This window comes from Undibacterium sp. Ren11W, from assembly GCF_049340485.1.
In the GTDB taxonomy this organism is placed as follows: domain Bacteria; phylum Pseudomonadota; class Gammaproteobacteria; order Burkholderiales; family Burkholderiaceae_D; genus Undibacterium.
The window spans coordinates 186,058-208,883 of record NZ_JBMPPB010000010.1 but is presented as its reverse complement, the minus strand read 5'-3'; the positions used below and the strand labels follow the sequence as shown (position 1 = coordinate 208,883).

18 protein-coding genes are annotated in these 22,826 nt (G+C 49.5%); 8 read left to right on the top strand and 10 right to left on the bottom strand.

Annotation, left to right across the window (positions count from 1 at the left end; translation table 11 throughout):
* Nucleotides 1-376: 376 nt before the first annotated feature.
* From ACO0K8_RS19660 to ACO0K8_RS19640, 5 genes are all read right to left on the bottom strand, one after another.
* A complete protein-coding gene (locus ACO0K8_RS19660; protein WP_422948346.1) occupies nt 377-3,049 on the bottom strand; it encodes a DUF1631 family protein in 2,673 nt (890 codons plus the stop codon).
* 224 nt (nt 3,050-3,273) lie between these two features.
* Nucleotides 3,274-5,844, bottom strand: a complete 2,571-nt coding sequence (locus ACO0K8_RS19655) for a DNA topoisomerase III (protein ID WP_422948345.1) — start codon at nt 5,842-5,844, stop codon at nt 3,274-3,276.
* A 191-nt stretch (nt 5,845-6,035) separates the two neighbouring features.
* Nucleotides 6,036-6,521: a DUF494 family protein gene (locus ACO0K8_RS19650; protein WP_422948344.1), complete on the bottom strand. Its 486-nt coding sequence runs from the start codon at nt 6,519-6,521 to the stop codon at nt 6,036-6,038.
* Between the two features lie 80 nt (nt 6,522-6,601).
* Nucleotides 6,602-7,696 (bottom strand): DNA-processing protein DprA, encoded by a 1,095-nt coding sequence (dprA, locus tag ACO0K8_RS19645; RefSeq protein WP_422948343.1) that lies wholly within the window; start codon nt 7,694-7,696, stop codon nt 6,602-6,604.
* A 29-nt stretch (nt 7,697-7,725) separates the two neighbouring features.
* Nucleotides 7,726-8,817, bottom strand: a complete 1,092-nt coding sequence (locus ACO0K8_RS19640) for a LysM peptidoglycan-binding domain-containing protein (protein ID WP_422948342.1) — start codon at nt 8,815-8,817, stop codon at nt 7,726-7,728.
* A 195-nt stretch (nt 8,818-9,012) separates the two neighbouring features.
* Between ACO0K8_RS19640 and def the strand changes: the two genes are divergently transcribed.
* Together def and fmt are read left to right on the top strand one after the other, a co-directional pair.
* On the top strand, nt 9,013-9,543 hold the full coding sequence (gene def, locus ACO0K8_RS19635; RefSeq protein WP_422948341.1) for a peptide deformylase: 531 nt from the start codon (nt 9,013-9,015) through the stop codon (nt 9,541-9,543).
* Nucleotides 9,540-10,517: a methionyl-tRNA formyltransferase gene (gene fmt, locus ACO0K8_RS19630; RefSeq protein WP_422948340.1), complete on the top strand. Its 978-nt coding sequence runs from the start codon at nt 9,540-9,542 to the stop codon at nt 10,515-10,517. Before def ends, fmt begins: the two co-directional genes overlap by 4 nt.
* A 122-nt stretch (nt 10,518-10,639) precedes the next feature.
* Here the strand turns inward: fmt and nhaR are convergent, their stop codons facing one another.
* On the bottom strand, nt 10,640-11,572 hold the full coding sequence (nhaR, locus tag ACO0K8_RS19625; RefSeq protein ID WP_422948339.1) for a transcriptional activator NhaR: 933 nt from the start codon (nt 11,570-11,572) through the stop codon (nt 10,640-10,642).
* 150 nt (nt 11,573-11,722) lie between these two features.
* On the opposite strand from nhaR, the gene ACO0K8_RS19620 reads away from it, so the two are divergent.
* The 6 genes from ACO0K8_RS19620 to ACO0K8_RS19595 all read left to right on the top strand — a co-directional run bounded on the left by ACO0K8_RS19620 (nt 11,723) and on the right by ACO0K8_RS19595 (nt 19,495).
* Nucleotides 11,723-12,409, top strand: coding sequence for a Bax inhibitor-1/YccA family protein (locus ACO0K8_RS19620; protein ID WP_422948338.1), 687 nt, complete (start codon nt 11,723-11,725; stop codon nt 12,407-12,409).
* 70 nt (nt 12,410-12,479) lie between these two features.
* Nucleotides 12,480-13,433, top strand: coding sequence for a TerC family protein (locus tag ACO0K8_RS19615; protein WP_422948337.1), 954 nt, complete (start codon nt 12,480-12,482; stop codon nt 13,431-13,433).
* Nucleotides 13,434-13,731: 298 nt separating this feature from the next.
* Complete coding sequence (gene metH / locus ACO0K8_RS19610) at nt 13,732-17,481, top strand: methionine synthase (protein WP_422948336.1); 3,750 nt, start codon at nt 13,732-13,734, stop codon at nt 17,479-17,481.
* Nucleotides 17,481-17,930 (top strand): hypothetical protein, encoded by a 450-nt coding sequence (locus tag ACO0K8_RS19605; RefSeq protein WP_422948335.1) that lies wholly within the window; start codon nt 17,481-17,483, stop codon nt 17,928-17,930. The genes metH and ACO0K8_RS19605 overlap by 1 nt, the downstream gene beginning before the upstream one ends.
* Nucleotides 17,931-18,155: 225 nt before the next feature.
* On the top strand, nt 18,156-18,515 hold the full coding sequence (locus ACO0K8_RS19600) for a hypothetical protein (RefSeq protein ID WP_422948334.1): 360 nt from the start codon (nt 18,156-18,158) through the stop codon (nt 18,513-18,515).
* Nucleotides 18,516-19,051: 536 nt separating this feature from the next.
* Nucleotides 19,052-19,495, top strand: coding sequence for a UPF0158 family protein (locus ACO0K8_RS19595; protein WP_422948333.1), 444 nt, complete (start codon nt 19,052-19,054; stop codon nt 19,493-19,495).
* A 259-nt stretch (nt 19,496-19,754) separates the two neighbouring features.
* Here the strand turns inward: ACO0K8_RS19595 and ACO0K8_RS19590 are convergent, their stop codons facing one another.
* The 4 genes from ACO0K8_RS19590 to ACO0K8_RS19575 form a co-directional block, all read right to left on the bottom strand.
* Nucleotides 19,755-20,636: a hypothetical protein gene (locus ACO0K8_RS19590; protein ID WP_422948332.1), complete on the bottom strand. Its 882-nt coding sequence runs from the start codon at nt 20,634-20,636 to the stop codon at nt 19,755-19,757.
* Nucleotides 20,637-20,853: 217 nt separating this feature from the next.
* Nucleotides 20,854-21,717, bottom strand: coding sequence for a hypothetical protein (locus ACO0K8_RS19585; RefSeq protein WP_422948331.1), 864 nt, complete (start codon nt 21,715-21,717; stop codon nt 20,854-20,856).
* A 157-nt stretch (nt 21,718-21,874) separates the two neighbouring features.
* Nucleotides 21,875-22,237 carry a 5-carboxymethyl-2-hydroxymuconate Delta-isomerase gene (locus ACO0K8_RS19580; protein ID WP_422948330.1) on the bottom strand — a complete coding sequence of 121 codons (363 nt, stop codon included), beginning with the start codon at nt 22,235-22,237 and terminating at the stop codon, nt 21,875-21,877.
* Between the two features lie 121 nt (nt 22,238-22,358).
* Nucleotides 22,359-22,808 carry a hypothetical protein gene (locus ACO0K8_RS19575; RefSeq protein WP_422948329.1) on the bottom strand — a complete coding sequence of 150 codons (450 nt, stop codon included), beginning with the start codon at nt 22,806-22,808 and terminating at the stop codon, nt 22,359-22,361.
* Between the last annotated feature and the right edge of the window lie 18 nt (nt 22,809-22,826).

Below are 22,826 nucleotides of genomic sequence, written 5' to 3'. Positions count from 1 at the left end.
GTTAAAGATCACTATTCTGTATTTTTCGCTTCACTATCGATTTGCACCGACTGCGTTGCTTTTCTGCCAGATTGCTACAAAGCGTTTTGTTTGTAAGCAGCAGAGAGATGAGATTATGCGGCATTTCCTTCTGCTCGTCAACCCCTTGTTTTACTAGCGTTTGAATTTAATGTAGTTCTCAATTCAAACCGGGGACTGCTTTGCCTGCCTTACTTTCTTCATTTCGCCCCGCTCTTCTGCGGGAGGCGAACTATAGCAAAGCTTGCTCTCGCTTGGCAAGCTTTTGTTTAAATGATTTAGCAGGTGGGTCACTTCGCATTAATGTGGCTAAGAAAATTAAGAATACTCTTGACAAGAGCCTTTCCAATTTCATGCTTTATGCTAAAACGGTTTGGTCTACATTATCGGCAGACTTCAGCAGCGATTGAACCGCCCGCTCAAACAAAGGTTCACTTTCTATAAACCTGACACGCCCATGTGCAATCATACGACGGAACATACGAACACTTACCACCGATGGTTGATCCTGACCATCTAGACTAAGTACCAGATTACTAACACTAGGATCAACCCATTTTAGTTGCCCAGTGCTTGGTTTGCCACCCAAGTTAATTTCCATGGCTACGCCACTTCTAAGTCTCTCTTCAATACTCTCTGAACCATCTAAATTTGGCTCCGTGGGAAGAGTTTCGTCAGCACGCTCATCAGGAAGCTCTTGATCAAATACTTGATCCAGCATTTGCACCTTGATATCTAGTTCCTTAATAGCGTCCTCAAGAAATTTCCGCGAGTCCAACACTATTTTTGACGAAAATTCGGCATTCGGACTGGCTTCCGGAGTATTTACGAATATCTCAAAATGCTCGTGAATAGAGGGTAGTGACGGAATATGTACCAAGGTTGCAGAATGACTTGCGCGAAGTGCGCTAGTATGGGCATCCACTAACCAATTCATCAGATCTTTCTGGCGCGCAGCATCCCAAGAGATAGACGCAAGACCTTCTCTCAACGTATTTAAAATAATCGGCAGCAACGCAAACAATTGAGTGCGATCATCATCCTTGAGTTTTGGCACTATGCTCCAAAGCAAATCTGGTACCAATAGGCGATATCGGCGCGCACGTTTTTCATCTTGGCGATCGGCCATTTCAACCGCAAGCACCCAAACGCTTTGTAAAAATTCCTGCAAATAAGCATCAATGGTTAAGCCTGACAGCGCTTCACTCATTTGAGCGGTAGTGTGCGCGAATCTCAAAGTTCGATTCTGGACTTCCTCGACAGCTTCAACGGTACGTTCAATATTTTTATCTCCAGCCCGCAATTCTCTTGCAATAAACGCATCGAACTCATCGAGCATTTTGGAAAATAACTGTGGATTTTCACTTTCGTCATGCAGCAAAGTTTCAACTATGCGGCAAATTTCTTCGGTTATCTGGACTCCGCTCGGATCTAACTGCTTCAAGCCCAAAGAAATCGAGCCTATGCGATTAACCAGCATACGTGCAGGATGCCCTTTTTGCGTCAGCAAACTGGTATCGCGCAAAGCAATTTTTAATACCATAAATTGCAAGCGCCCCAACTGGGCACGCACCTCTGCGGGGACCTGATTATCACGCAGAATAAACTCAAACAGCATTGCAACAATATCGATGGTCATCAGCTCATCAACATTTTTCGTCATTTCATTCAGTGCGGCTCTTTGCTCGAGAATCAGATTACGAACATCGCCCTGACTATCATACATTTCGGCCGTCACCGGGGTATGCGCCCTTTGCATCCCATATACGGTACTTGCTAGTTGCCCACCACCCGATGAAAAACCACCTTCATTTCCAACTGCCCCAGCGCTAAATCCATCATTTGCTTCATTTCTACTGTTTTCTGAAAAAAATGAGGAATTGCCCGGGCCATCAGAATAATGCGCTTTTCGCGATGCCTCGTGGCCACCGGCCCCAACTTGCGAATAGGTACCGTCAGAATTTTGATCGGATACTGAAGAAACTTCTGAACTATTTCTATCGCTGCCAAAAAACTTTCTCAGCACACCTCCCATAGTTTGCCCGCCAGTCAGCCATCCCGACGGTTTTCCCGCTTTAGATTGAGGAGCAGTTCCGGGTTCTTGCAGCATCGTATCCGCCTGCGTCAGGCCTGATGTTGCGCCACGCACGTTGTCTAACAATTGATCAACTCTGTTTTTACTGCCGTCAGTTGGGTAATCGCTTTGATTTGTGTTTTGGTATTGGCTATGTTGTTGTGCATGGTGCTGATTTTGATAATCAGATCCGAAACCTGGTCGACTGTGCTCAAACCCATGCTGCTGACTATTGCGAAAGACTTGTTCCAACTCGTCGGTTTCATGGCCATCTTCAGCGGCAAGGGGGAGTGCTGCAGATTGCGTTGGCGATTTTTTTATTTTTAATTGCAATTGGGCTGCAATACCGTGCTTCGCCAGATGGGAGTTAACTGCATTGTAAATTGGTGCAATATGCGCCGCGAAGTTCTCCGTAAATTGCTCAATCAAACAAGTGCTGATGTCGGCGCTAAGTCCGAAATTTTCGACTGTAGTAGAAATACAGCGCGCTAATAGATAAGGGCGAAATGGGTTTTCTCGTTCTTTGATAACATCTTGCTCAAATAGCAATGCAATGCGAATATTTAAATCGCGCAATTGCTCTTCGGCTTCACTTCTAAAACGTTTAGTAACGTCATCGATACGAAGTTCATCTTCAAACGCAGTAGCATCTACTAGGGAAAGACTAGTGGCATCAAGAGAGTAAGCAACACTAGGCCTGTAGGTGTTATAAGTAGTTTGAAAACTACGTGTGAGCAAACCTTCCATCGTTTTACTCATTTGCTGCTTCAGAGAATTTGCTTGTTCTTGTAGGATAGAGCGCGCATTCAACAAACGGCCTTGCTCGGCCGACGAGTAACTCGCATCGGCCTTCTTAAACAAATCTTCTAGACAGCGTGGAACAGTCTTTTGGGTCGCCTCAGAAACAGCGAGGAGAAATTCTGTACGGGCGGTTGCTAACAATTTTTTCGGATCCATACTTTTCCTTGTCATGCATCACATCTGAAAAATTGCAAAAACTATGAACCAACTCCGGTCTTTAGCATAGGCGAACTCTTCTTTGAAGCACTTACTAATAGATAAAATAATAGCGTCTTTTCCAAAAAATGAAAAAAAATTATCGAACGGATAAATTTTTTTTCACTTTTTGAACGCTCAATATATTATCGTAAGTAAACTGTAACAACCATGTCAGACTTACATTAAGCTGCTTTCTTTTTCCGCACGGCAGCCTTCTTTACTGGAGCAACCGTGTCTTCGACAACCTTAGATTTTCCACTCGCTTTCGCCGGAACCTTCGCTTTGCGCTCCTCGAATTCAAAACTGACCTTTCCATCTTTTCCTCTCACTAAAAAGGCCTTAAATGGACGGCGGGTGCGTTGCGAAATAAATCCGGGCAGCAAATCGGTTTTACCATCATTAAGTAATTTTGCCATTTGCTCAGGCAAAATCTCTTGCTGCAAGATAATGCGTCCGCTACGGAAATCACATGCCTTCGGCTTTGCCATAGTCTTTTCACACACGTAGGCCAGTCCCATTTCATACACACCACTGGCGCATTTCGGGCATGGGCCTAACGCAGTCTGTCCAGTAAAATCAACTGGTTCAGCATCTTCATCATCTTGATTTTGGCCAAAATCGAATTCAAGTTTGAAATTATTGTGCTCTTCATCGCGAACAATTTTCAGAATTGCAGCGAAAGGCCGCCCCATCTTCGAACGAAAACCTTGCAGTGGGCCAATTTCGCGTTTGCTCAATACTTCCTCAACTTCGGCAACTTCAAACTGACGGCTACCAGGCGTCTTACTCATTGAGAATTCACATTTAGTGCAGGCAAAACGTCGATAATTCTCTTTAACCACACCACCACAATTGGGACATGGTGTAGTCAGCGTCGCATAATCGCCAGGAATAGTGTCGTTATCGTATTCCTTGGCGCGCTTGACAATGATCTGGGTCATCTGAGCGATTTCTCGCATAAACTCTTCGCGACTGATCTTTCCACGCTCCATTTGTGAAAGCTTATATTCCCACTCCCCCGTCAACTCTGGGGAAGTTAACTCATCAACACCTAAACCACGCAATAAAGTCATCAATTGAAAGGCCTTAGCGGTAGGGATCAATTCACGACCTTCACGCAGAAGATATTTCTCGTAAATCAAACCCTCGATTGTCGCAGCGCGCGTTGCTGGAGTCCCCAAACCCTTGCCAGCCATGGCTTCCCGCAATTCACCATCATCTAATAATTTACCAGCACCTTCCATAGCAGACAACAAGGTCGCCTCAGAATAACGAGCCGGGGGTTTGGTAACCAATCCATTCGCGATCACTTTTTCAGTTTTAACTTTTTCACCCGAAGCGACGGCTACCAAATTGCCGCTATTCTCTGGATCAGCGTCATCCTGCACATCCTTGCCATAGATTGCCAGCCAACCTGGATTAGTCATTACCTTGCCTTCAGTCTTAAACTGATGGCCAGAGACTTCCGTGATTCGGGTAGTGACCTGGAATTCTGCGGCAGGGAAAAATACGGCCATAAATCGACGCGTCACCATGTCATACAATTTTTGCTCTGGCTCTGAAAGATTTTTCGGTGCCTGACCAGTAGGAATAATCGCAAAGTGATCGCTGATTTTCGTGTTATCAAAAATTCGCTTATTCGGTTTCACCCAATTATTTTTCAGAATTTGTGAGGAAAATTGCTGAAAATTATTCGTTTCAGACAAACTCGACATAGTTTGCTTGACGGTATCTAAGTAATCCTCGGGTAAATGACGAGAATCGGTACGCGGATAGGTCAACACCTTATGTTTTTCATAAAGAGCTTGTGCCAGCCCTAGGGTATTTTTCGCGGAAAAACCAAATCGAGAGTTGGCTTCGCGCTGCAGGCTAGTCAGATCGAATAAGCCTGGTGCCATCTGTGTGGCCGGTTTAGACTCTTCGCGAACATTGCCTTGCTTGCCACGGCAAGCAGCAACGATAGATTCAGCAGCAGCTTTCGCCCATAAACGTTCGGCTTTTTTCTCGGGGTCAGTTTCGTCTTTCTTGAACTGATGATCCAGCCAACGGCCTTCATAAATCCCTGCGGCACAGATAAATTCGGCGCGGACTTCCCAGAAATCGCGGGAGACGAAATTTTTAATCTTTTCTTCACGTTCGACTACGATAGAAAGTGTCGGCGTTTGCACTCGACCCACCGTGGTCAAATAAAAGCCGCCTTCTTTCGAATTAAACGCGGTCATGGCACGCGTGCCATTAATACCTATCAACCAATCGGCCTCAGAACGACAGCGAGCCGCATCTGCTAGGGGCATCATCTGCTCATCACTGCGTAATTTTTTAAAACCTTCGCGTATCGCACCCGGCGTCATCGACTGTAACCACAAACGACTAACCGGTTGTTTTGCTTTTGCATGCTGTGCAATCAAGCGAAAAATCAACTCTCCCTCACGCCCGGCATCGCATGCGTTGATGAGTGCGGTAACATCTTTACGCTTGATCAATTTGTTCAAAACCTTCAGTCTGGACTCGGTTTTGGCAATAGGATTCAAGGCAAAATACGGCGGTATCATCGGTAAATGGGTAAAAGTCCATTTGCCACGCTTAACATCGTGCTCCTCCGGTACGGCAATTTCCAGTAGATGACCGACCGCGGACGAAAGTACATACTCATCCGATTCAAAGTAATCATCATGCTTGGTAAAACCACCCAAAGTTTTGGCGATATCATTTGCAACCGAGGGTTTCTCAGCGATGATGAGAGTTTTTGTCATAGGTTTACTATTCTTAAATTGATTTTTTAGCCTTGTGTGCGGGCAATCGGCAACACAAGTGAGGCTGCTTGAGCATATAAGCGTAAGACTACCCTAAATGCAAGGGCAAGGCGGGGAATGATAATAGAGATTTGTTAAAAACAGCAACAAGTGTTAATTTTTTTAAAACTATGTTGCCATATAAAAATTTCTTAATGCAATTGCCGTAGCTCACTCTCGTCGTCCGATAAGAGCATTTCGTCAAACATTAGCATGTCAGGATCTTTACCTTGACTCCAAAGCATCATCAAAACAATCACTTTCAGTTTATCCAAAGGGACCGGTGATTCATGAATAGCTAAGCTGCGCTCAATCACAATCTCTCTTTGTCTAGAATCAATTAATCCGGCAGATTCTAGAAAATGGATAAAGCCCATTGCAGCTGTCCCGAGCACAGAAATTTCCTGCTCAGCATAGATACGAAACCCTTTCGACAAATCAGCGCCTGGGCTCATTTGCGAATCTTGTTTCAGCATGTCGTTGGTGGTATCGGCCAGCACCGTAAGCCAATCTAGTGCTTCAGAAATTTCATCTTCCTCAAAGCCAACAGCTGAAAGTTTTTTAGCCAACACTGCCGTCTCTGGACAGGCGTCCGGACGGTAATAGGTTTCGTAGAGGTAGACTAGGATATCAAACATAGTGTCACTTTAGCCTTTAGGTGGATACGAAACAAGTCTTGAAGGCACTTTTTATAAAAAAATTATCATACATACATTTATTAACCCAACCGTCTATACATTCCTCCATGTAAGCTCTCTATTTGTCCTGCCAGTTCGCGCTCAAGGAGCTGCGCCGTTAAACTGGCGATATCATAAGTAGTTCTCGCTAGGAGCGTGTCAATATGGACGGGATCAAATCCTATGGCAAGTAATAACGGATCCTGAGTGACGAGGTCCGTCATCGATTCTGATTGAGTGAGCGGTGTTGCGCTCATCATTGGCAATAACCGCAATTCATCTAAAATATCCTGCGCAGCATCGACCAACTTGGCTCCTTGCTTAATTAATTGATGGCAACCTTTTGACAGTGGCGAGTGTATCGAGCCGGGAATAGCGAAGACATCTCGCCCCTGTTCAGCGGCCATACGCGCAGTAATCAAAGATCCGGATTGCGCTGCAGCCTCAATCACCAATACACCTTTGGCCAAGCCAGAGATCAATCGATTTCTACGCGGAAAATTCGCTGCTAGCGCCGGCATCCCTAGTGCATATTCGCTGACTATGCATCCTTCGTTAGCGATCAAATGCGCTAAACTTCGATTGCGGGCAGGATAAACGATATCCGCACCTGTACCTATCACGGCGATCGTTGAACCAATACCACGCAAGCCGCCTTGATGTGCCGCGGCATCTATCCCAGCCGCCAGACCAGAGCTGATAGTCAAACCAGCATGACTCAGAGCTTCAGAAAATTTTTCGGCATGACTTAGACCCTGTGCCGTGGCATTACGGCTACCGACAACAGCAATACTGGGTGCAGTCAATAGCGCTATACGGCCTTTGACATAAATCAGGAGAGGAGGATCGGGTATTTCTAAAAGAGTAGGCGGATACTCTGAATCTATCAGTGTCAAGACCTGATTGCCGGCTTGTTGACACCATGTCCGGGTACGCTCTATTTGAATTTCAAGTCTGGCCAAATCAGGATTTAGCAGCGCCAGCGCCACACGTTCCGAGGCAACTTGCGCCAGGGCTAGATGGCTTGCCTGGAAAATATTTGCTGGCAACCCGAAGGCGGCCAGCAACTTGCGCGCAGTATCTAGACCGACTCCAGCGGTTTGCTCCAAGCGCAGCCAGTCTAACCATGCTTCCATCAAGCTATTCCCTAGCCCGAGCGGCTTGTTTACTCAGGCGATTGTGCTAGATCGCCAACCACTACGGTATCGGTGACTTCCATCACCAGACCGTAAGAAATGTTTTTGAACACACGGAAGACAAACAAACTGCCGTAAAGCTCATCCGGCAAACGTATCATCTTTTTGTTATCGGTACGGTCAGCAATCACCTGACCGTACCGCGACAAGCCCAACACGGTTCCAACATCGAGACCAGCATCACTACCGCGATTAATACTCACGATAGAATTTTGACCTGCCTGATTAACGCCGCCGTAAATCGATACCACGCGAGCATTGACTGCTTGCTCAGGAGCATGTGGCATGTAGTTAAAAATAGGTGTAGGCGGTGTCGGTTTCAATCTGTCACCAACAGCCATTTCTTCTTTTGAGCTGACCACCATAAAGGTATCGACGCCATCCGGGGTCTTGGCGGTACGTTCTAGTTTCATCGTACCCAGAAATACTGCTTCGTAGCCTATCACGGCCTTGGTTTCAGGGTCTTTCAGAGGGACACCCGGGCGGAATACCTGAAACGAGGTACCGCCTTGCAGGTCGCCGCGTACGTATGCCTTGTCGCTCTTGGACATGGTAACGCGACCTTCTGGTGCCGCGACGATACGCGGAGCGGTTGCCATCTCATCGAGTTCGATGATCAGAGGTTGCGACAAAAATGGCTCAATTAAATTCGCAGGGATAGCGGAAATAGCATCCTTGTCCATACTTTCAGAACGTATTTGCGGCGTCAGATGGGTGGTACCTGATTTACCTGCGCCATTAACTGGGCTGCCTAAACGCAAGCGACCAGTCGTGCGGTCAAAATACACGATTTGGTTGGGATAAATCCAATGCGGATTGCGAATCTCATCGCGATTCATGCCCCATACTTCTGGCCAGCACCAAGGATTTTGTAAAAATTTTCCGGAAATACCCCACAAGGTGTCGCCTTTTACGACTACATGTTTATCCGGGGCATCCGGTAAAAATGCACATTTATTACTGCGTGGGGATGCCTTTTGCTCTTGCGCGTAGGCTGGCAATGCTTGCAGCGCCGGAAAGGCGATAGCAAAGAGCAGAGCGATTGTGCTAAACTTTTTCATGAAATTTGTCCGATGCATGATGCTGATTTTTCATAATGCTACTGTTAAAACAAGGCTGTAGCATCTTCATATTGTTTTGCACAGGCAAGCACGCACTTGCCAAACTTACCAATTTGGATCAAATTCTGCCCATAAATCCTTGAACTAGCAAGAGAAAACGCACTACAACAGCCTAAGCCTGTTGTGAAAAGCCCTATGTCTATACTTAATATTCTACGTTATCCTGATGCCCGTCTGCACAAAATTGCCAAGCCAGTTACAATTTTTGATGCTCGCCTGAAAAAATTGGTCGCTGACATGGCCGAAACCATGTACGAAGCCCCTGGTGTAGGGCTAGCTGCCTCGCAGGTTGATGTGCACGAACAATTGGTCGTGATTGATACATCTGAAACAAATACCGATTTATTGGTGTTGATTAATCCCGAAATTATCTGGTACAGCCCCGAACGCAAAGTGTATGACGAAGGCTGTTTGTCGGTCCCAGGCATTTATGATGGGGTGGAACGTGCCGCCGAAGTGAAAGTACGCGCACTAGATCTGGAAGGTAATTCATTTGAACTGCACGCCGATGGCTTACTAGCGGTCTGTGTACAACATGAGATGGATCATCTGATCGGCAAGGTGTTTGTCGAATATCTGTCGCCGCTCAAACGCAATCGGATTAAAACCAAGATGCTGAAAGAAGAGCGCCAGGAGCAATACGACAAGCAGCGCGGTCGCCGATGAGAGTAATCTTTGCCGGCACCCCGGAATTTGCCGCAGTCGCGCTCAAGGCGCTATACGATGCCGGTTTTGAGATTCCTCTGGTACTGACACAGCCAGACCGGCCGGCCGGGCGCGGCATGCAAATGCACGCCTCCGCGGTTAAACAATTTGCGCTGGAACACAATATTCCGGTTGCTCAACCTATCTCCCTGAAACTAGACGGCAAGTATCCCGAGATCGCACAAGAAGCACATGCCTTGCTTAAAGCGACTCCGCACGACGTCATGGTGGTAGCGGCCTACGGTTTGATCCTACCGCTCTCCGCATTAGAAATCCCGCGTCTCGGTTGCATCAATATTCACGGCTCCCTGTTACCGCGCTGGCGCGGTGCCGCCCCTATCCACCGCGCGATAGAAAGCGGCGATAGTGAGACCGGTATTACCATCATGCAGATGGAGCTTGGTCTCGATACCGGCCCCATGCTGGCAATCGAGAATATCGCGATTTCGGATGAAGACAGTACCGGCAGTCTGCACGATAAACTGGCAGCTCTGGGCGGAGCAATGATAGTCAAAGCCCTGCGTCAGCTGGAGCAAGGCACGCTGCCCGCCACTGTGCAGCCAGAACTTGGCGTCACTTACGCGGCCAAAATCAGTAAAGAAGAAGCGGCGCTCGATTTCAATCTATCCGCCTTGGCGTTAGACAGAAAAATTCGCGCTTTCAATCCGTTTCCCGGGGCACACGCGGTACTCAATGACACGGTGGTCAAAATCTGGCGCGCCGAAAATGTAACAGGGGTCGTCGATCAATGCCGCGCTGCTGCATCGGGCCTGGTGCTGGCCGCCAATGCGCAAGATGGCGTGCTAGTCGCTTGCGATGGCGGTGCATCGGTGTTGCGCCTGCTAGAGCTACAAAAACCAGGCGGCAAACGCTTGCCAGCGGCTGAATTTCTCAAGGGTTTTGCAATTACTTCGGGACAGGTTTTCTCGCACTGAGCTCAGTTGGAAACCGCTAGGAACACACCTACCGCCCCAATATACTCCCTCCTAGTATGAGGTATCTATGCTCTATTGCGCAGTATTCATAAGCGCAATAGAACATAGATATCCTATACCCCTTATTTTTGTGCATTTTGGCGGTGATCACCCTCAGCGCCAAACAGGCTTTTCTGCGCCGCGCGGCTGATCGCCAGCACCGCCGGATGACTTAATTTTCGTTGCACCGAGATCGCATAAAACTGCTCGCGAATCTGTTCGGTATATCCGACTAGCGCTACATCGTATTGCCGCGTCACCATATCGGCGATACTCGATGGCGCGGCAAAAAACCCAGCGCCAGCCTGGCCAAAGGCGCTCATCAAGGCGCTATCGTCAAATTCACCGGCAATTCGCGGATGTAATTGCTGCGTACTCAACCAATGCATTAATTTGGAACGCAAGGCAGAATCTTCACCTGGCAATAAGAGCGGCGCAGCATCAAGACAAGCGGGGAAGTCTGCCGGATACTGCTGCACCAGCGCCTTGGTGGCAAAAAAACTAACGCCGCACTCACCCAACTGATGGGTGTATGCGCGCACCTTCGCGGTCGGTGGCATGGGCGTATCGGTGATCACGATGTCAAGTTTGTGCATCGCCAGTTCAGCCAGCAGATAATCGAGCTTACCTTCGCGGCAATTGATACGCAGCGTTTGCGGCAATGCCAGAGCAGGCTCAAGCAGACGATACGCCACGGCTTTGGCAACCGCATCCGAGACCCCGACCCGCAATTGTACGGTGCGCTCGGTTGGCCGATGATGCAGCACCTGTTCCAGCTCTTGCCCTAGCGAGAAAATTTCTTCGGCGTAACTCAACACCAGTCGCCCTGCCTCAGTCAGCTCCAGATTGCGCCCGCTCTTTTTAAACAGCTTCTCACCCTGCACTTCTTCAAACAGACTTAACTGGCCACTGATGGTTTGTGGCGTCAGATGCAATTGCTCGCTGGCTCTGGCAATACTGCCAGCTTTGGCGACCGCCCAAAAATAATGCAGATGTTTGTAGTTAAGCTGGGACATAGGAAGGTATTCGTCGAAAATTACGATGTGTTTATCAATTATATTCGACTTTTATTGTTAAAACAGAGCGACTACACTGATGCCACCTTCTGTTGCGAAGGCGAGAGCATAGGATAGAGATCTGTGTTTTTAATATTTCAGGAGAAATGTATGAGAATAGTAAGCCGTTCTACCGTGCACGATGCACAAACCGTCGATTATGTTGACAGCAGCGCCAGCGCTGGCCACAAGGTATTACGCAACACTTATATGTTGCTGTCCATGACCTTGCTGTTTTCAGCTCTGACTGCCGGTGCCAGTGTGGCATTTTCCTTGCCGAATCCGGGTCTGATCATTACCTTGGTCGGCTATTTCGGTTTACTGTTCCTCACCACCAAGTTGCGTAACAGCGCCTGGGGTATCGCCTCGGTATTTGCCTTAACTGGCTTCATGGGTTTTACGCTCGGCCCTATCATCAGTCGTTATCTGGCAATGCCGGGCGGCAGCAGTATCGTGATGGGCGCGATGGGTTTGACCGGCCTTATTTTTATGGGTTTGTCGGCTTACGTTTTGATCAGCAAACGTGATTTCAGCTTCATGGCAGGCTTCTTGATGATAGGCATGCTGGTCACCTTTGTGGCGAGTCTGGGCGCGATCTTCTTCCAGATTCCAGCCTTGTCGCTGACCATCTCAGCAGTCATGGTGTTGTTAATGTCCGGCATGATCTTGTTTGAAACCAGCAACATCATCCGTGGCGGCGAAACCAATTACATCATGGCCACCGTCAGCCTGTACATCACGATCTTTAATCTGTTCACCAGCTTATTGCAATTGCTCGGCTTCATAGATAAAGAGTAAAGCAATATAGTTTTACAAAACAAGGAATGCGGGGCGCGTGCCCCGCATTTCACTTCAGGAAGAGAACACCATGTTACACACCATCGCACATCCCTGGATGTGGGCCGCTTTCATTGCCTTTGTTCTTGGCATGATCTTGCTCGACGTCTTTGCCCTGGGTGGCTCCAAAGCACACAAAGTGAGCGTCAAAGAAGCAGCGATCTGGTCCTGCGTTTGGGTCAGTCTGGCCTTGCTATTTGACTATGGCCTATGGTTTTACCTGAAAGAAACTGTCAGCCTGGAAGTTGCGAATACCAAGGCGATGGAATTTCTCACCGGCTATGTGATAGAAAAATCTCTATCGGTCGATAACGTCTTTGTGTTTCTGCTCATTTTTGGTCATTTTTCCGTACCTGTGCAATATCAGCGCAAGGTCTTGCTGTACGGTGTACTCGGTGCCATCGTCATGCGTATCGCGATGATCTTAGCTGGTACCTGGGTAGTTACGCAGTTTTCCTGGGTCTTGTATCTGTTTGGCGTTTTCTTGTTGTTCACCGGGATGCGCATGCTGGTCGCGGCCGAGAAAGAGCCCGATCTGGAAGCCAATCCGGTATTGCGTCTGATGAAGAAGATGCTGCCTTTTACCCAAGGCTACCGTGATGAAAAATTCAGCGTGATAGAAAACGGCAAGCGTGTATTTACGCCGCTGTTTCTGGTACTGATACTGATAGAAATATCCGATGTGGTGTTTGCGGTCGACTCGATACCGGCGATTTTTGCGGTGACGACCGATCCTTTCATCGTCTTTACCTCGAATATTTTTGCCATCATGGGTCTGCGTGCACTGTACTTCTTGCTGGCCGACATGGCGGATCGCTTCCACTTGCTGAAATTTGGCCTGGCCTTTGTCTTAATGTTTGTCGGTATCAAGATGCTCATTGTCAAATGGATACATGTCCCGACCAGCATTTCTTTATTAGTCATAGGTACGCTGTTAGCGAGCTCGATTATTGCCAGTCTGATCGCTAGCCGTAAGAAAGACTAAACACAGACACAAGCCAGTACATGAATTCCCCCTTTGGACGCATCTTTCGCGAGAGGATGCGTCTTTTTTTGTCTTTCTGCATACTTGAGTACCATCAGGCGCTGCGACCAGGCATAAACATCTAACCACAAAGTCTAAGAAAATCGCCGCGATCGCGCAGTATCGGGCGTCTTAGTTCTGGCTTTGACGTATAATTTATGCCTTCCAGCGTAGCTTTACGACCCAGATTGCGCTTACTTCTTACCCGATCCCGCCTGCGAGTGTTTGATCGGGTTTTTTGCTTTAGAGACAGAACATCATGACCCAGACCAACACCGCCCTCAGTACCGAAACCATCTTGCGCGAGATTTTGGCGCGCCGTATTCTGATACTCGATGGCGCCATGGGCACCATGATTCAGCAATACAAGCTGACCGAAGAAGATTACCGTAGCGAGCGCTTTAAAGATTTTTCTGGGCCAGAAGGTGTGCGCGAACTGTTCGTCAAAGGCAATAACGAATTACTCTCGCTGACCCAGCCGCACATTATTCAAGAAATCCACGAGCAATACCTGGCCGCCGGTGCCGATCTAATCGAGACCAATACCTTCGGTGCCACCACGGTAGCGCAAGACGATTACCACATGGCGCATCTGGCCTACGAGATGAACCTCGCGTCGGCCAAAATCGCGCGCGCTGCCTGTGACAAATATTCCAGCTTTGATAAACCACGCTTCGTCGCCGGTGCACTCGGTCCTACGCCTAAGACTGCCTCGATCTCACCGGATGTCAACGACCCGGCGGCGCGTAACGTGACGTTTGATCAGTTAGTGGCGGCGTATCTGGAGCAAACCCGCGGTCTGGTCGATGGTGGTGCCGATGTGCTACTGGTAGAAACTATATTCGACACACTCAATTGCAAAGCTGCGCTGTTTGCCATCGACACGTATTTCGAAGAAAGCGGCAAGAAACTGCCTATCATGATTTCCGGCACCGTCACCGACGCTTCTGGCCGTATCTTGTCTGGCCAAACTGTGCCAGCCTTTTGGAATTCAGTGCGGCACGCCAAACCACTCACGATAGGTCTGAACTGCGCCCTCGGAGCGACCCTGATGCGCCCGTATGCCGAAGAGTTATCCAAAATTGCCGACACCTTTGTCTGTATCTACCCGAATGCCGGTCTGCCCAATCCCATGAGCGACACCGGCTTTGACGAATTGCCAGCCGATACTTCTGCCTTGCTGAAAGAATTTGCCGAGGCGGGTTTCATTAATATCGCCGGCGGTTGCTGCGGCACCACGCCACCGCATATCAAGGCGATTGCCGATCTGCTACAAAACCAAAAGCCGCGTGTGATTCCCGAAATCGCACCGGCCATGCGCCTGTCCGGCTTAGAGCCATTCACGATCGATGCCGACTCCTTATTCGTCAACGTCGGCGAGCGCACCAATGTCACCGGTTCCAAAGCCTTTGCCCGCCTGATCCTGAACGAGCAATACGACGAAGCGCTGGCCGTAGCGCGCCAGCAGGTAGAAAACGGCGCGCAAGTCATCGACATCAATATGGATGAAGCGATGCTCGATTCGCTCGCTGCCATGACACGTTTCCTGAACCTGATCGCCTCCGAACCCGACATCGCACGCGTGCCCATCATGATCGATTCGAGCAAGTGGTCGGTGATAGAAGCGGGCCTGAAATGCGTGCAGGGCAAGGCCATCGTCAACTCGATCTCGATGAAAGAAGGCGAAGCCCAATTTCTGCACCAAGCTAAGCTGTGCAAGCGCTACGGTGCTGCAGTGATCGTTATGGCCTTCGATGAAAAGGGCCAGGCCGACACTTACGAACGTAAGATAGAAATTTGTAAACGCGCCTACGATCTCTTGATCGCCGAATGCGATTTTGATCCTTACGACATCATCTTCGATCCGAATATTTTCGCGATTGCTACCGGTATCGAAGAGCACAATAATTACGCCGTCGATTTCATCAACGCGACGCGCTGGATACACCAAAATCTGCCTGGTGCCAAGATCTCCGGTGGCGTCTCGAATGTGAGTTTCTCTTTCCGCGGCAATGACCCGGCACGCGAAGCGATACACACGGTATTTCTATATCACGCGATTCAAGCTGGTATGACCATGGGCATCGTCAACGCCGGCATGATGGGCCTGTATAGCGAGCTCGATCCCGAACTGCGCGAACGCACTGAAGACGTGGTACTCAATCGCCGCGAGGACGCTACTGAGCGCATGATAGAAATCGCCGCCACGCTCAAAGCCGGCGGCAAGAAAGAAGAAGCCACGCTGGAATGGCGTAGCGATACTGTCGAAAAACGCTTGTCGCATGCGATGGTGCATGGCATCACGCAATGGATAGTGGAAGATACCGAAGAAGCGCGCATGAACGTGCTCAATAGCGGCGGCCGTCCTATCCACGTGATCGAAGGCCCGCTGATGGCCGGTATGAATATCGTCGGCGATCTGTTCGGCCAGGGCAAAATGTTCTTGCCGCAAGTGGTTAAATCAGCGCGCGTGATGAAGCAGGCGGTAGCGCATCTGGTGCCGTTTATCGAAGAAGAAAAACGTCTGTCCGGCGACAATAAACCGAAAGGCAAGATCGTCATCGCCACCGTCAAAGGCGACGTACACGACATCGGTAAAAACATCGTGACCGTGGTTTTGCAGTGTAATAATTTTGAAGTGGTCAACATGGGCGTGATGGTGCCTTGCTCAGAAATTCTGGCACGCGCCAAACTGGAAAACGCCGACATCATCGGTCTTTCTGGCCTGATTACGCCATCACTCGAAGAGATGGCCTACGTTGCCAAAGAGATGCAGCGCGATCCGCATTTCCGCATGCTAAAAATTCCTCTGCTGATCGGTGGCGCAACCACCAGCCGCGCCCACACCGCCGTCAAAATTGCACCGAATTACGAAGGCCCGGTGGTGTATGTGGCCGACGCCTCGCGTTCGGTCTCGGTGGCGCAATCGCTACTCACGCCGGAAAGCCGCGACCAGTACATGAGTGAACTGGCAACCGACTACGAACGCATCCGAGTGCAACACGCGAACAAAAAAGCCGTGCCTATGCTGACGCTAAAACAAGCGCGCGCAAATAGAATGAAGCTCAGTTTTGACGGTAAAAATACACCTATCAAACCGAAGTTCATCGGCCGTCGCATCTTCAAGAATTTTGATCTTGCCACCATCGCACAATACATCGATTGGGGCCCGTTCTTCCAGACCTGGGATCTGGCCGGTCCCTTCCCCGCAATCTTGACTGACCCGGTAGTCGGTGAAGCGGCCAGCAAGGTCTACGAAGAAGGCCAGGCCATGCTGAAAAAAATTATCGCTGGCCGCTGGCTAACGGCCAATGGCGTTATCGCGCTACTACCTGCCAATACCGTGCATGATGACGACATAGAAATCTACACCGACGACACGCGCACGCAAGTGGCGCTGACCTATTACGGCACGCGTCAGCAAACCGAAAAACCCTTGATCGATGGCGTACAAAGGCCGAATCAATGCCTGTCCGATTTCATCGCGCCTAAAGAATCCGGCGTAGCCGACTACATAGGTATGTTCGCAGTCACCTCCGGTTTAGGCATAGAAAAATACGAAAAACGTTTTGAAGACGCACACGACGATTACAGCAGCATCATGCTGAAATCTCTGGCAGACCGATTAGCCGAAGCCTTCGCCGAATGCCTGCACGAGCGCGTGCGTAAAGACCTGTGGGGCTATGCCAGCGATGAAGCCTTAAGCAATGCCGACCTGATCAAAGAAAGCTACCAAGGCATACGTCCGGCACCAGGCTATCCGGCCTGCCCTGAGCATACGGTGAAAACCGAGATGTTTAAGCAAATGCAATGCGAAGAAATCGACATGCATATCACAGAATCATGGGCCATGATTCCTGGTGCAGCGGTATCAGGCTTCTACTTCGCCCATCCTGAATCGAAGTATTTTAGCGTCGGTAAGATTGCTGATGATCAGGTGACGGATATGGCGGTGCGACGAGGTGTGAACAAGGATGAGGTTGAACGGTGGTTGGCGCCTAATTTGTGATGGATGACGCTCCCGAAAGTTCACAAACGGCGACTCGCGTTGTGCTCGGGTTCGTCGCACTGCTTATCATTATGATTTTTGGTGGAGTCATTCTTTACGATTATCAGAAATATCAAGATTTAATTAACGATGGTGAAGTGATATCGGGAACAGTTTCTGACAAACAATGTAATAACCATGGAAAAATATATTATCAGTTTCCAGTTAACGGAAAAATTTTCGATGGAGCAGGATCTGGAAGGAGCTGTGCGCCTTCATGTAGAGAAAGTACTGTAGGCGATAGTCTTAAAATAATTTATGCAACCAATAATCCAAATAATTCTTCATGTGATTTGCATGCAATCGAATCAAACATAAACGGAAATTTATTTTTCATAAGTCTACTTTCAATATTTCTAATTATTGGAATAATGAATCTTACAAGAGCAAGCACGCGTAGGAACGATTAAGCGCAGCGTAATCTTACGCATGCCACGCCGCGTGGAATTCTATTTGCCCGCCCTGCCAGCGCGCATATTCCACGCGCTTCTTCAAGCACATAGGCCTGTAGGCCGCATGGGATATGCGCGCTGGCGGCATGCTGTTTTTGCTTTGTTGTGGCTAGGTCGCGTTCGTACTTCTTTCGTTGTTGTGAGATTGCTGGCCGGTGGTAGACCGGCGGCTACTCCCTTTTCTTGCTTCGCCAAGAAACGGAAGCAAAAGAAGGCGACGCAAAGTCGCTGCCCTTCGGGTTCCCGCCTGTGCAGGTCAAAAAATGGGAAATGAAGCAAACTCGCTGCGCTCAAACAGCTTCATTTCTGATCCATTTTCTGCCATGCACAAGCGGCAGCGCCACATGCGGAAAGCGAACGTCAAAACATCCGTGGTGCTGCCGCCGCTGCTCTGCACAAGCAACGCCCAAGCACATCGAGCTACGGCAATCAGCTGTTTTTGACTTGGGTTTTGACTTGGGTTTTGACTTGGGTTTTGACTTGGGTTTTGACTTGGGTTTTGACCTGGGTTTTGACCTGGGTTTTGACTCTGCTTTTGACTAGAATTCGCATGTGGCGCTGCCAATTGTGCGGGGCAGAAAATGGATTAGAAAGGTTCGTGTTTGAGCGTAGCGAGTTTCGAACTTTTCCCATTTTTTGACCTGCATAATTGGGCACCCGAAGGGCAGCGACTTTGCGTCGCCTTCTTTTGCTTACTCTTCTTGGCGAAGCAAGAAAAGTAAGTAGCTGCCGGTCTACCACCGGCCTGCAATCGCACAACAACCACCGAAGTGAAAACAAGGCCAGACAACAAAAACACCGACCCTGCCACTGCGCATATCCCATGCGGCTCGCAGGCCGACATGCTCGAAGAAGCGCATGGAATATGCGTGCTGGCAGGCTTGGCTTTTAAATACCTTACGGTACAACGACGTAGGTGCGCGTGGCGCACCTACGTAAGCCTATCTGCATGCCAGCGTTGATCTATTTTTGATATATTTTGATCGCCATCAGCGAAACTATAAGATTGATATTTACATTTTTCGCAGTAGGCGTATAAATATCCCTAGCACTCCTTCTCCCTCACCAGCGAGTTTCGTATGCCATCCAAACGCTCATCACCCGCCGTTAAATTCAGCGAACTTCTGAATGCCTTCGAGCTCATCAGTGCGGCACCGCAATATACGAATAACGCCTATATCTGCAAAGACAGCGGCAAAATATATGTCGCCCTGGCCGACAGTGATGAGGATGAAGACGAGCTGCCGGAAGACGTGAATAGCTCAGAACATTATCTGGAGTTACTGCATAAGAATGATTTTGATTTGGGCAATGCACTCGCACTGGCGTTTGCCGAGCAAGAGCTGCCCGAGCATTATCAGGCCCTGGCCGATGATTTTCACACCAAAGGCGCTTACGCCCGTTTCAAAGCGTTTTTACAAGGTAAAAATCTGCTTGAAGCCTGGCATCAATACCAAGCCAAGGCCACCGAAAAAGCCTTACGCCATTGGTGTGAAGAGCATCATATTGCCTTGATCAACTGACTATTCTGAGCTGCGCTGAAGCCTATTCAGCGGGACGCCAATCCGCGTCTCGCGCAAACCACTGCGCGCGGGAGTTTTCCTAGCGGGCCGAACAGCAACGTGGCAAGTAAGTTTTACCCCCCCCCCCGGCCAACGCGCATATTCCATGCGGGTCTACAAGGCATCTGCCCTGAGAGCCGCATGGAATATGCGGCTTGGCGGGATGTTTGAAATTTTTTAAATTGCGCTACGCGCTTATTAATCAGGCGAAGTAGGCGCGCTAATTGCGGGCATCGTAAGTGACTAGATGGCTGACGCTGCGTTGTGCCGTGATGCTGCTGTATTTCGACATGGCGGTCGAGCTCTGGCCGCTTTGGCTCAGGGTCCAGATCAGCTCAAGATCGCAGTTTTGCACCAACGACAAATTCGAATTGTTCGGTGCACCGATCGCCTTGCTGGCCACATTGAGTGCCTGATCCAATAGTAAAGTATCGACCCGATACGCAGCGCCGCCCGGAGCGGCAGCGTCATACACGGCATTGACCGCAGCACTGGCATCGAACAGCGTACCGTCAACCCGCTGGCAATGCATCTTGGTGCTAGCCGTAACGGCGTCATTACTCGCCACGTCGAGTCGCACATACAATTTGCCAGCCAGTCGCCCCAAGGCAACCGTGCCGCTAGGCGCGACGATGCTAAAAGGCTTGGGCATGGTGACATTGCTGACATAGGCATCGGTGCCGCGATAAAAATTCACATTCACGCTAGGCTGTGGACTGGCATCAGCCAGATTGGCGGCGTACTTTCTGCCATGTCCATCGGTATCGATCAGAATCGCGCTCTGGCTACCGATATTGGTGCTCAGATGATCGCCAGCGCTGAGTGAAACCACGGTCAGCAGATTCGCGCTTTGGCTGAGACTGGCCTCTACCCTTACCGTACCCAGATTTTGCGTTACGAGATAGCTGGCGCGGATGTCTTCGGGCTTGAGCGAGCCAGAATCCTTGCAATTGCTGACGCTGCAGACTATCGCGTCACTGATATCCCGCGCGACATCGGAACCAACCCCGCAGCCGGTGAGAAATAAGGTGCTAATGAGACTCAGATAGCTGAGTTGCCGGATGCCGCCAGCGGCCTTTGCCTGTGTTACCAATATCGTCATGAGGTGCCTTAAAAAAATCAAATTTCAATGGTGATTTGCCAATTTTCAGCAATAGTGTGCTGTGACAAAAAGCCATGTGAAAAGTTCAATGATTTTAAGACCGATGCGCGGCTTCGTGAGGTGAGGCTGTGCGGATCAGAAGCGAGCGCGGCAACTTTCTGGAAGTATCCCGATTCCGCGCAATCTATGCACTCGCATAATCGTCCAAAGTCCGGCCCTAATTTCTTGCGTCGTACTGCAGCAAATGGCTTGCACTGCGCTGCGCGCTGATGCTGCTGTTCTTGGACATCGCGGTAGAGGTCTGGCCGCCTTGACTCAGAGTCCAGATCAGCTCCAGATCACAGCTGCGCACTAATGATAAATTCGCGTCGAGTGCTTTGCTAGCCTGATTCAGAGCCTGATCCAAATCCAGGGTGTCGATGCGATACGCGGCACCGCCCGGAGCGCTGGCGTCATACACAGAGATGAGCGCCGCAGTGGCTTCGAACAAACTAGCATCGGCACGCTGACAGCGCATCTTGGTGCTGGCCGAGATCACCGCATCACTCACGACATCGAGTTGCACATACAATTTTCCTGTCGAACGCCCGAGTGCGATCGGCTCGTTAGGAGAGACGATGGTAAATTGCTTAGGCATGCTTACACTACTGACATAGGCGTCATTGCCGCGAAAAAAACTCACGCTAACGCTGGGCTGTGGCGTGGCATCTGATAAATTGGCGGCGTATTTTGTACCAAGACCATCGGTATCACTCAAGGCGCTGCTCAGACTGGCGATGTTGGCGCTGAGATGGTCGTTACCATTTAGGGACACAACAAGCGCCTGATTCGCACTTTGGCTGAAACTGGCTTCGACCCTGACCGTACCTGCGTCTTGGGTAATCAAATAGTTAGCGCGTATATCTTCAGTACGCAAGCTGCTAGAGTCCTTGCAGTCTTTGGCGCTGCAGCTAGTGACTTCACCTAATTTCTTGATGATATCGTCGGCGCCACCACCACAGCCGGTCAGCCAAAGGCTGCTGGCCAAAGTCAGTAAACTGAGTGGGCGGCTGTAGCTAGTGCATGCTGCGTGTGATGTCATGATGAGGTCCAAAAAATGGAAGTTTGAGCTAAGGCGGGAGCGCGCAATCTCGCGCTAGACGAGCTTAATCCGCACAAGGAGGTAAAAACTTGATGTATTTTACAATAATAAAAATGCATCCTAGCCAAATCGACTGGCATCAATGCGAAAATAGAAACTAGTTCGTGATGGCAATTTTGCAGTAAAAGGCAGGCTCTATTTCGATCAGCTCAACACACAATTGCACTTGGATGGCTGGCGGCCAAGCACTGGCCTGCTGTAATGCCTGCAATAATTGTTCAGAAAGCTGCTGTTTGATGACAGCGCTGCGGCCGCTTAATAAAGCAAGTTTGACGTGCACGAAAGCGCGCCCATGAGTCTGGGTACCAATCAGATAGCTGGAAAAGGCGATGGCACGGCTTTTGATGTCTAATTCTTCAAATTCGCCTGAGGCGACCAAGACACGATTGAATTTTAGTAATGCGGCGGCGGCATCAAAGCCCGTAAGTTGATCGCTATACTCTATGGTCAGATGGGGCATGGTATTTCCTTATACTAAGCTTGCTGCCAAACCGCACTCTTCAGCCTAGGCAAAGCCGAATGTAGCGCCTTCGATACTGTAATCTCCAGGCTGACGCAAATAGCGCCAGCCTGGGCCGATTTTAAAGAGAAACGTGCATATCGTAACGTGCTCCGCCAGAGAACAGGCAGCTACCGGTGCCCAGAGAACTGCTGCTCATGGCGTAATCGCATTTTACAAAACCGCCGCGATTGCCGCTGGCATTGGCATGCCCTTTGGATGAACCTGGTTCACGGGTGGCTTCACCGACGAAACTTTCGCTGCCTGCAGTGAAACTAAATTCACCATGACCGCGCTCGGGATTGCTGATGGTGCCAGTGATACGCCCCAGCGCCGCCGCTGCTTCGTTGACCGGGTACAGACGTGCGGTGTATACAGGGCGCGGTAACGGCGGCAGCACAGCGATGGCTGCGGCATTTTGGGAGTTCAGACTGTTATTGCCATTAGAATACGATTGTATCGGCACCACGTAGCAGCCGGACAATACGGCACACAGCGCGGTCAGTGTCAGGCTAGCTTTGAGTTTCAACATAAAATTTATTCCTAGAGT

Excerpts from the sequence above, each read along its gene's own strand:
- ACO0K8_RS19660 (WP_422948346.1), bottom strand. The coding sequence starts at position 3,049 with ATGGATCCGAAAAAATTGTTAGCAACCGCCCGTACAGAATTTCTCCTC.
- ACO0K8_RS19655 (WP_422948345.1), bottom strand. The coding sequence starts at position 5,844 with ATGACAAAAACTCTCATCATCGCTGAGAAACCCTCGGTTGCAAATGAT.
- ACO0K8_RS19650 (WP_422948344.1), bottom strand. The coding sequence starts at position 6,521 with ATGTTTGATATCCTAGTCTACCTCTACGAAACCTATTACCGTCCGGAC.
- dprA (WP_422948343.1), bottom strand. The coding sequence starts at position 7,696 with ATGGAAGCATGGTTAGACTGGCTGCGCTTGGAGCAAACCGCTGGAGTC.
- ACO0K8_RS19640 (WP_422948342.1), bottom strand. The coding sequence starts at position 8,817 with ATGAAAAAGTTTAGCACAATCGCTCTGCTCTTTGCTATCGCCTTTCCG.
- def (WP_422948341.1), top strand. The coding sequence starts at position 9,013 with ATGTCTATACTTAATATTCTACGTTATCCTGATGCCCGTCTGCACAAA.
- fmt (WP_422948340.1), top strand. The coding sequence starts at position 9,540 with ATGAGAGTAATCTTTGCCGGCACCCCGGAATTTGCCGCAGTCGCGCTC.
- nhaR (WP_422948339.1), bottom strand. The coding sequence starts at position 11,572 with ATGTCCCAGCTTAACTACAAACATCTGCATTATTTTTGGGCGGTCGCC.
- ACO0K8_RS19620 (WP_422948338.1), top strand. The coding sequence starts at position 11,723 with ATGAGAATAGTAAGCCGTTCTACCGTGCACGATGCACAAACCGTCGAT.
- ACO0K8_RS19615 (WP_422948337.1), top strand. The coding sequence starts at position 12,480 with ATGTTACACACCATCGCACATCCCTGGATGTGGGCCGCTTTCATTGCC.
- metH (WP_422948336.1), top strand. The coding sequence starts at position 13,732 with ATGACCCAGACCAACACCGCCCTCAGTACCGAAACCATCTTGCGCGAG.
- ACO0K8_RS19605 (WP_422948335.1), top strand. The coding sequence starts at position 17,481 with ATGGATGACGCTCCCGAAAGTTCACAAACGGCGACTCGCGTTGTGCTC.
- ACO0K8_RS19595 (WP_422948333.1), top strand. The coding sequence starts at position 19,052 with ATGCCATCCAAACGCTCATCACCCGCCGTTAAATTCAGCGAACTTCTG.
- ACO0K8_RS19590 (WP_422948332.1), bottom strand. The coding sequence starts at position 20,636 with ATGACGATATTGGTAACACAGGCAAAGGCCGCTGGCGGCATCCGGCAA.
- ACO0K8_RS19585 (WP_422948331.1), bottom strand. The coding sequence starts at position 21,717 with ATGACATCACACGCAGCATGCACTAGCTACAGCCGCCCACTCAGTTTA.
- ACO0K8_RS19580 (WP_422948330.1), bottom strand. The coding sequence starts at position 22,237 with ATGCCCCATCTGACCATAGAGTATAGCGATCAACTTACGGGCTTTGAT.
- ACO0K8_RS19575 (WP_422948329.1), bottom strand. The coding sequence starts at position 22,808 with ATGTTGAAACTCAAAGCTAGCCTGACACTGACCGCGCTGTGTGCCGTA.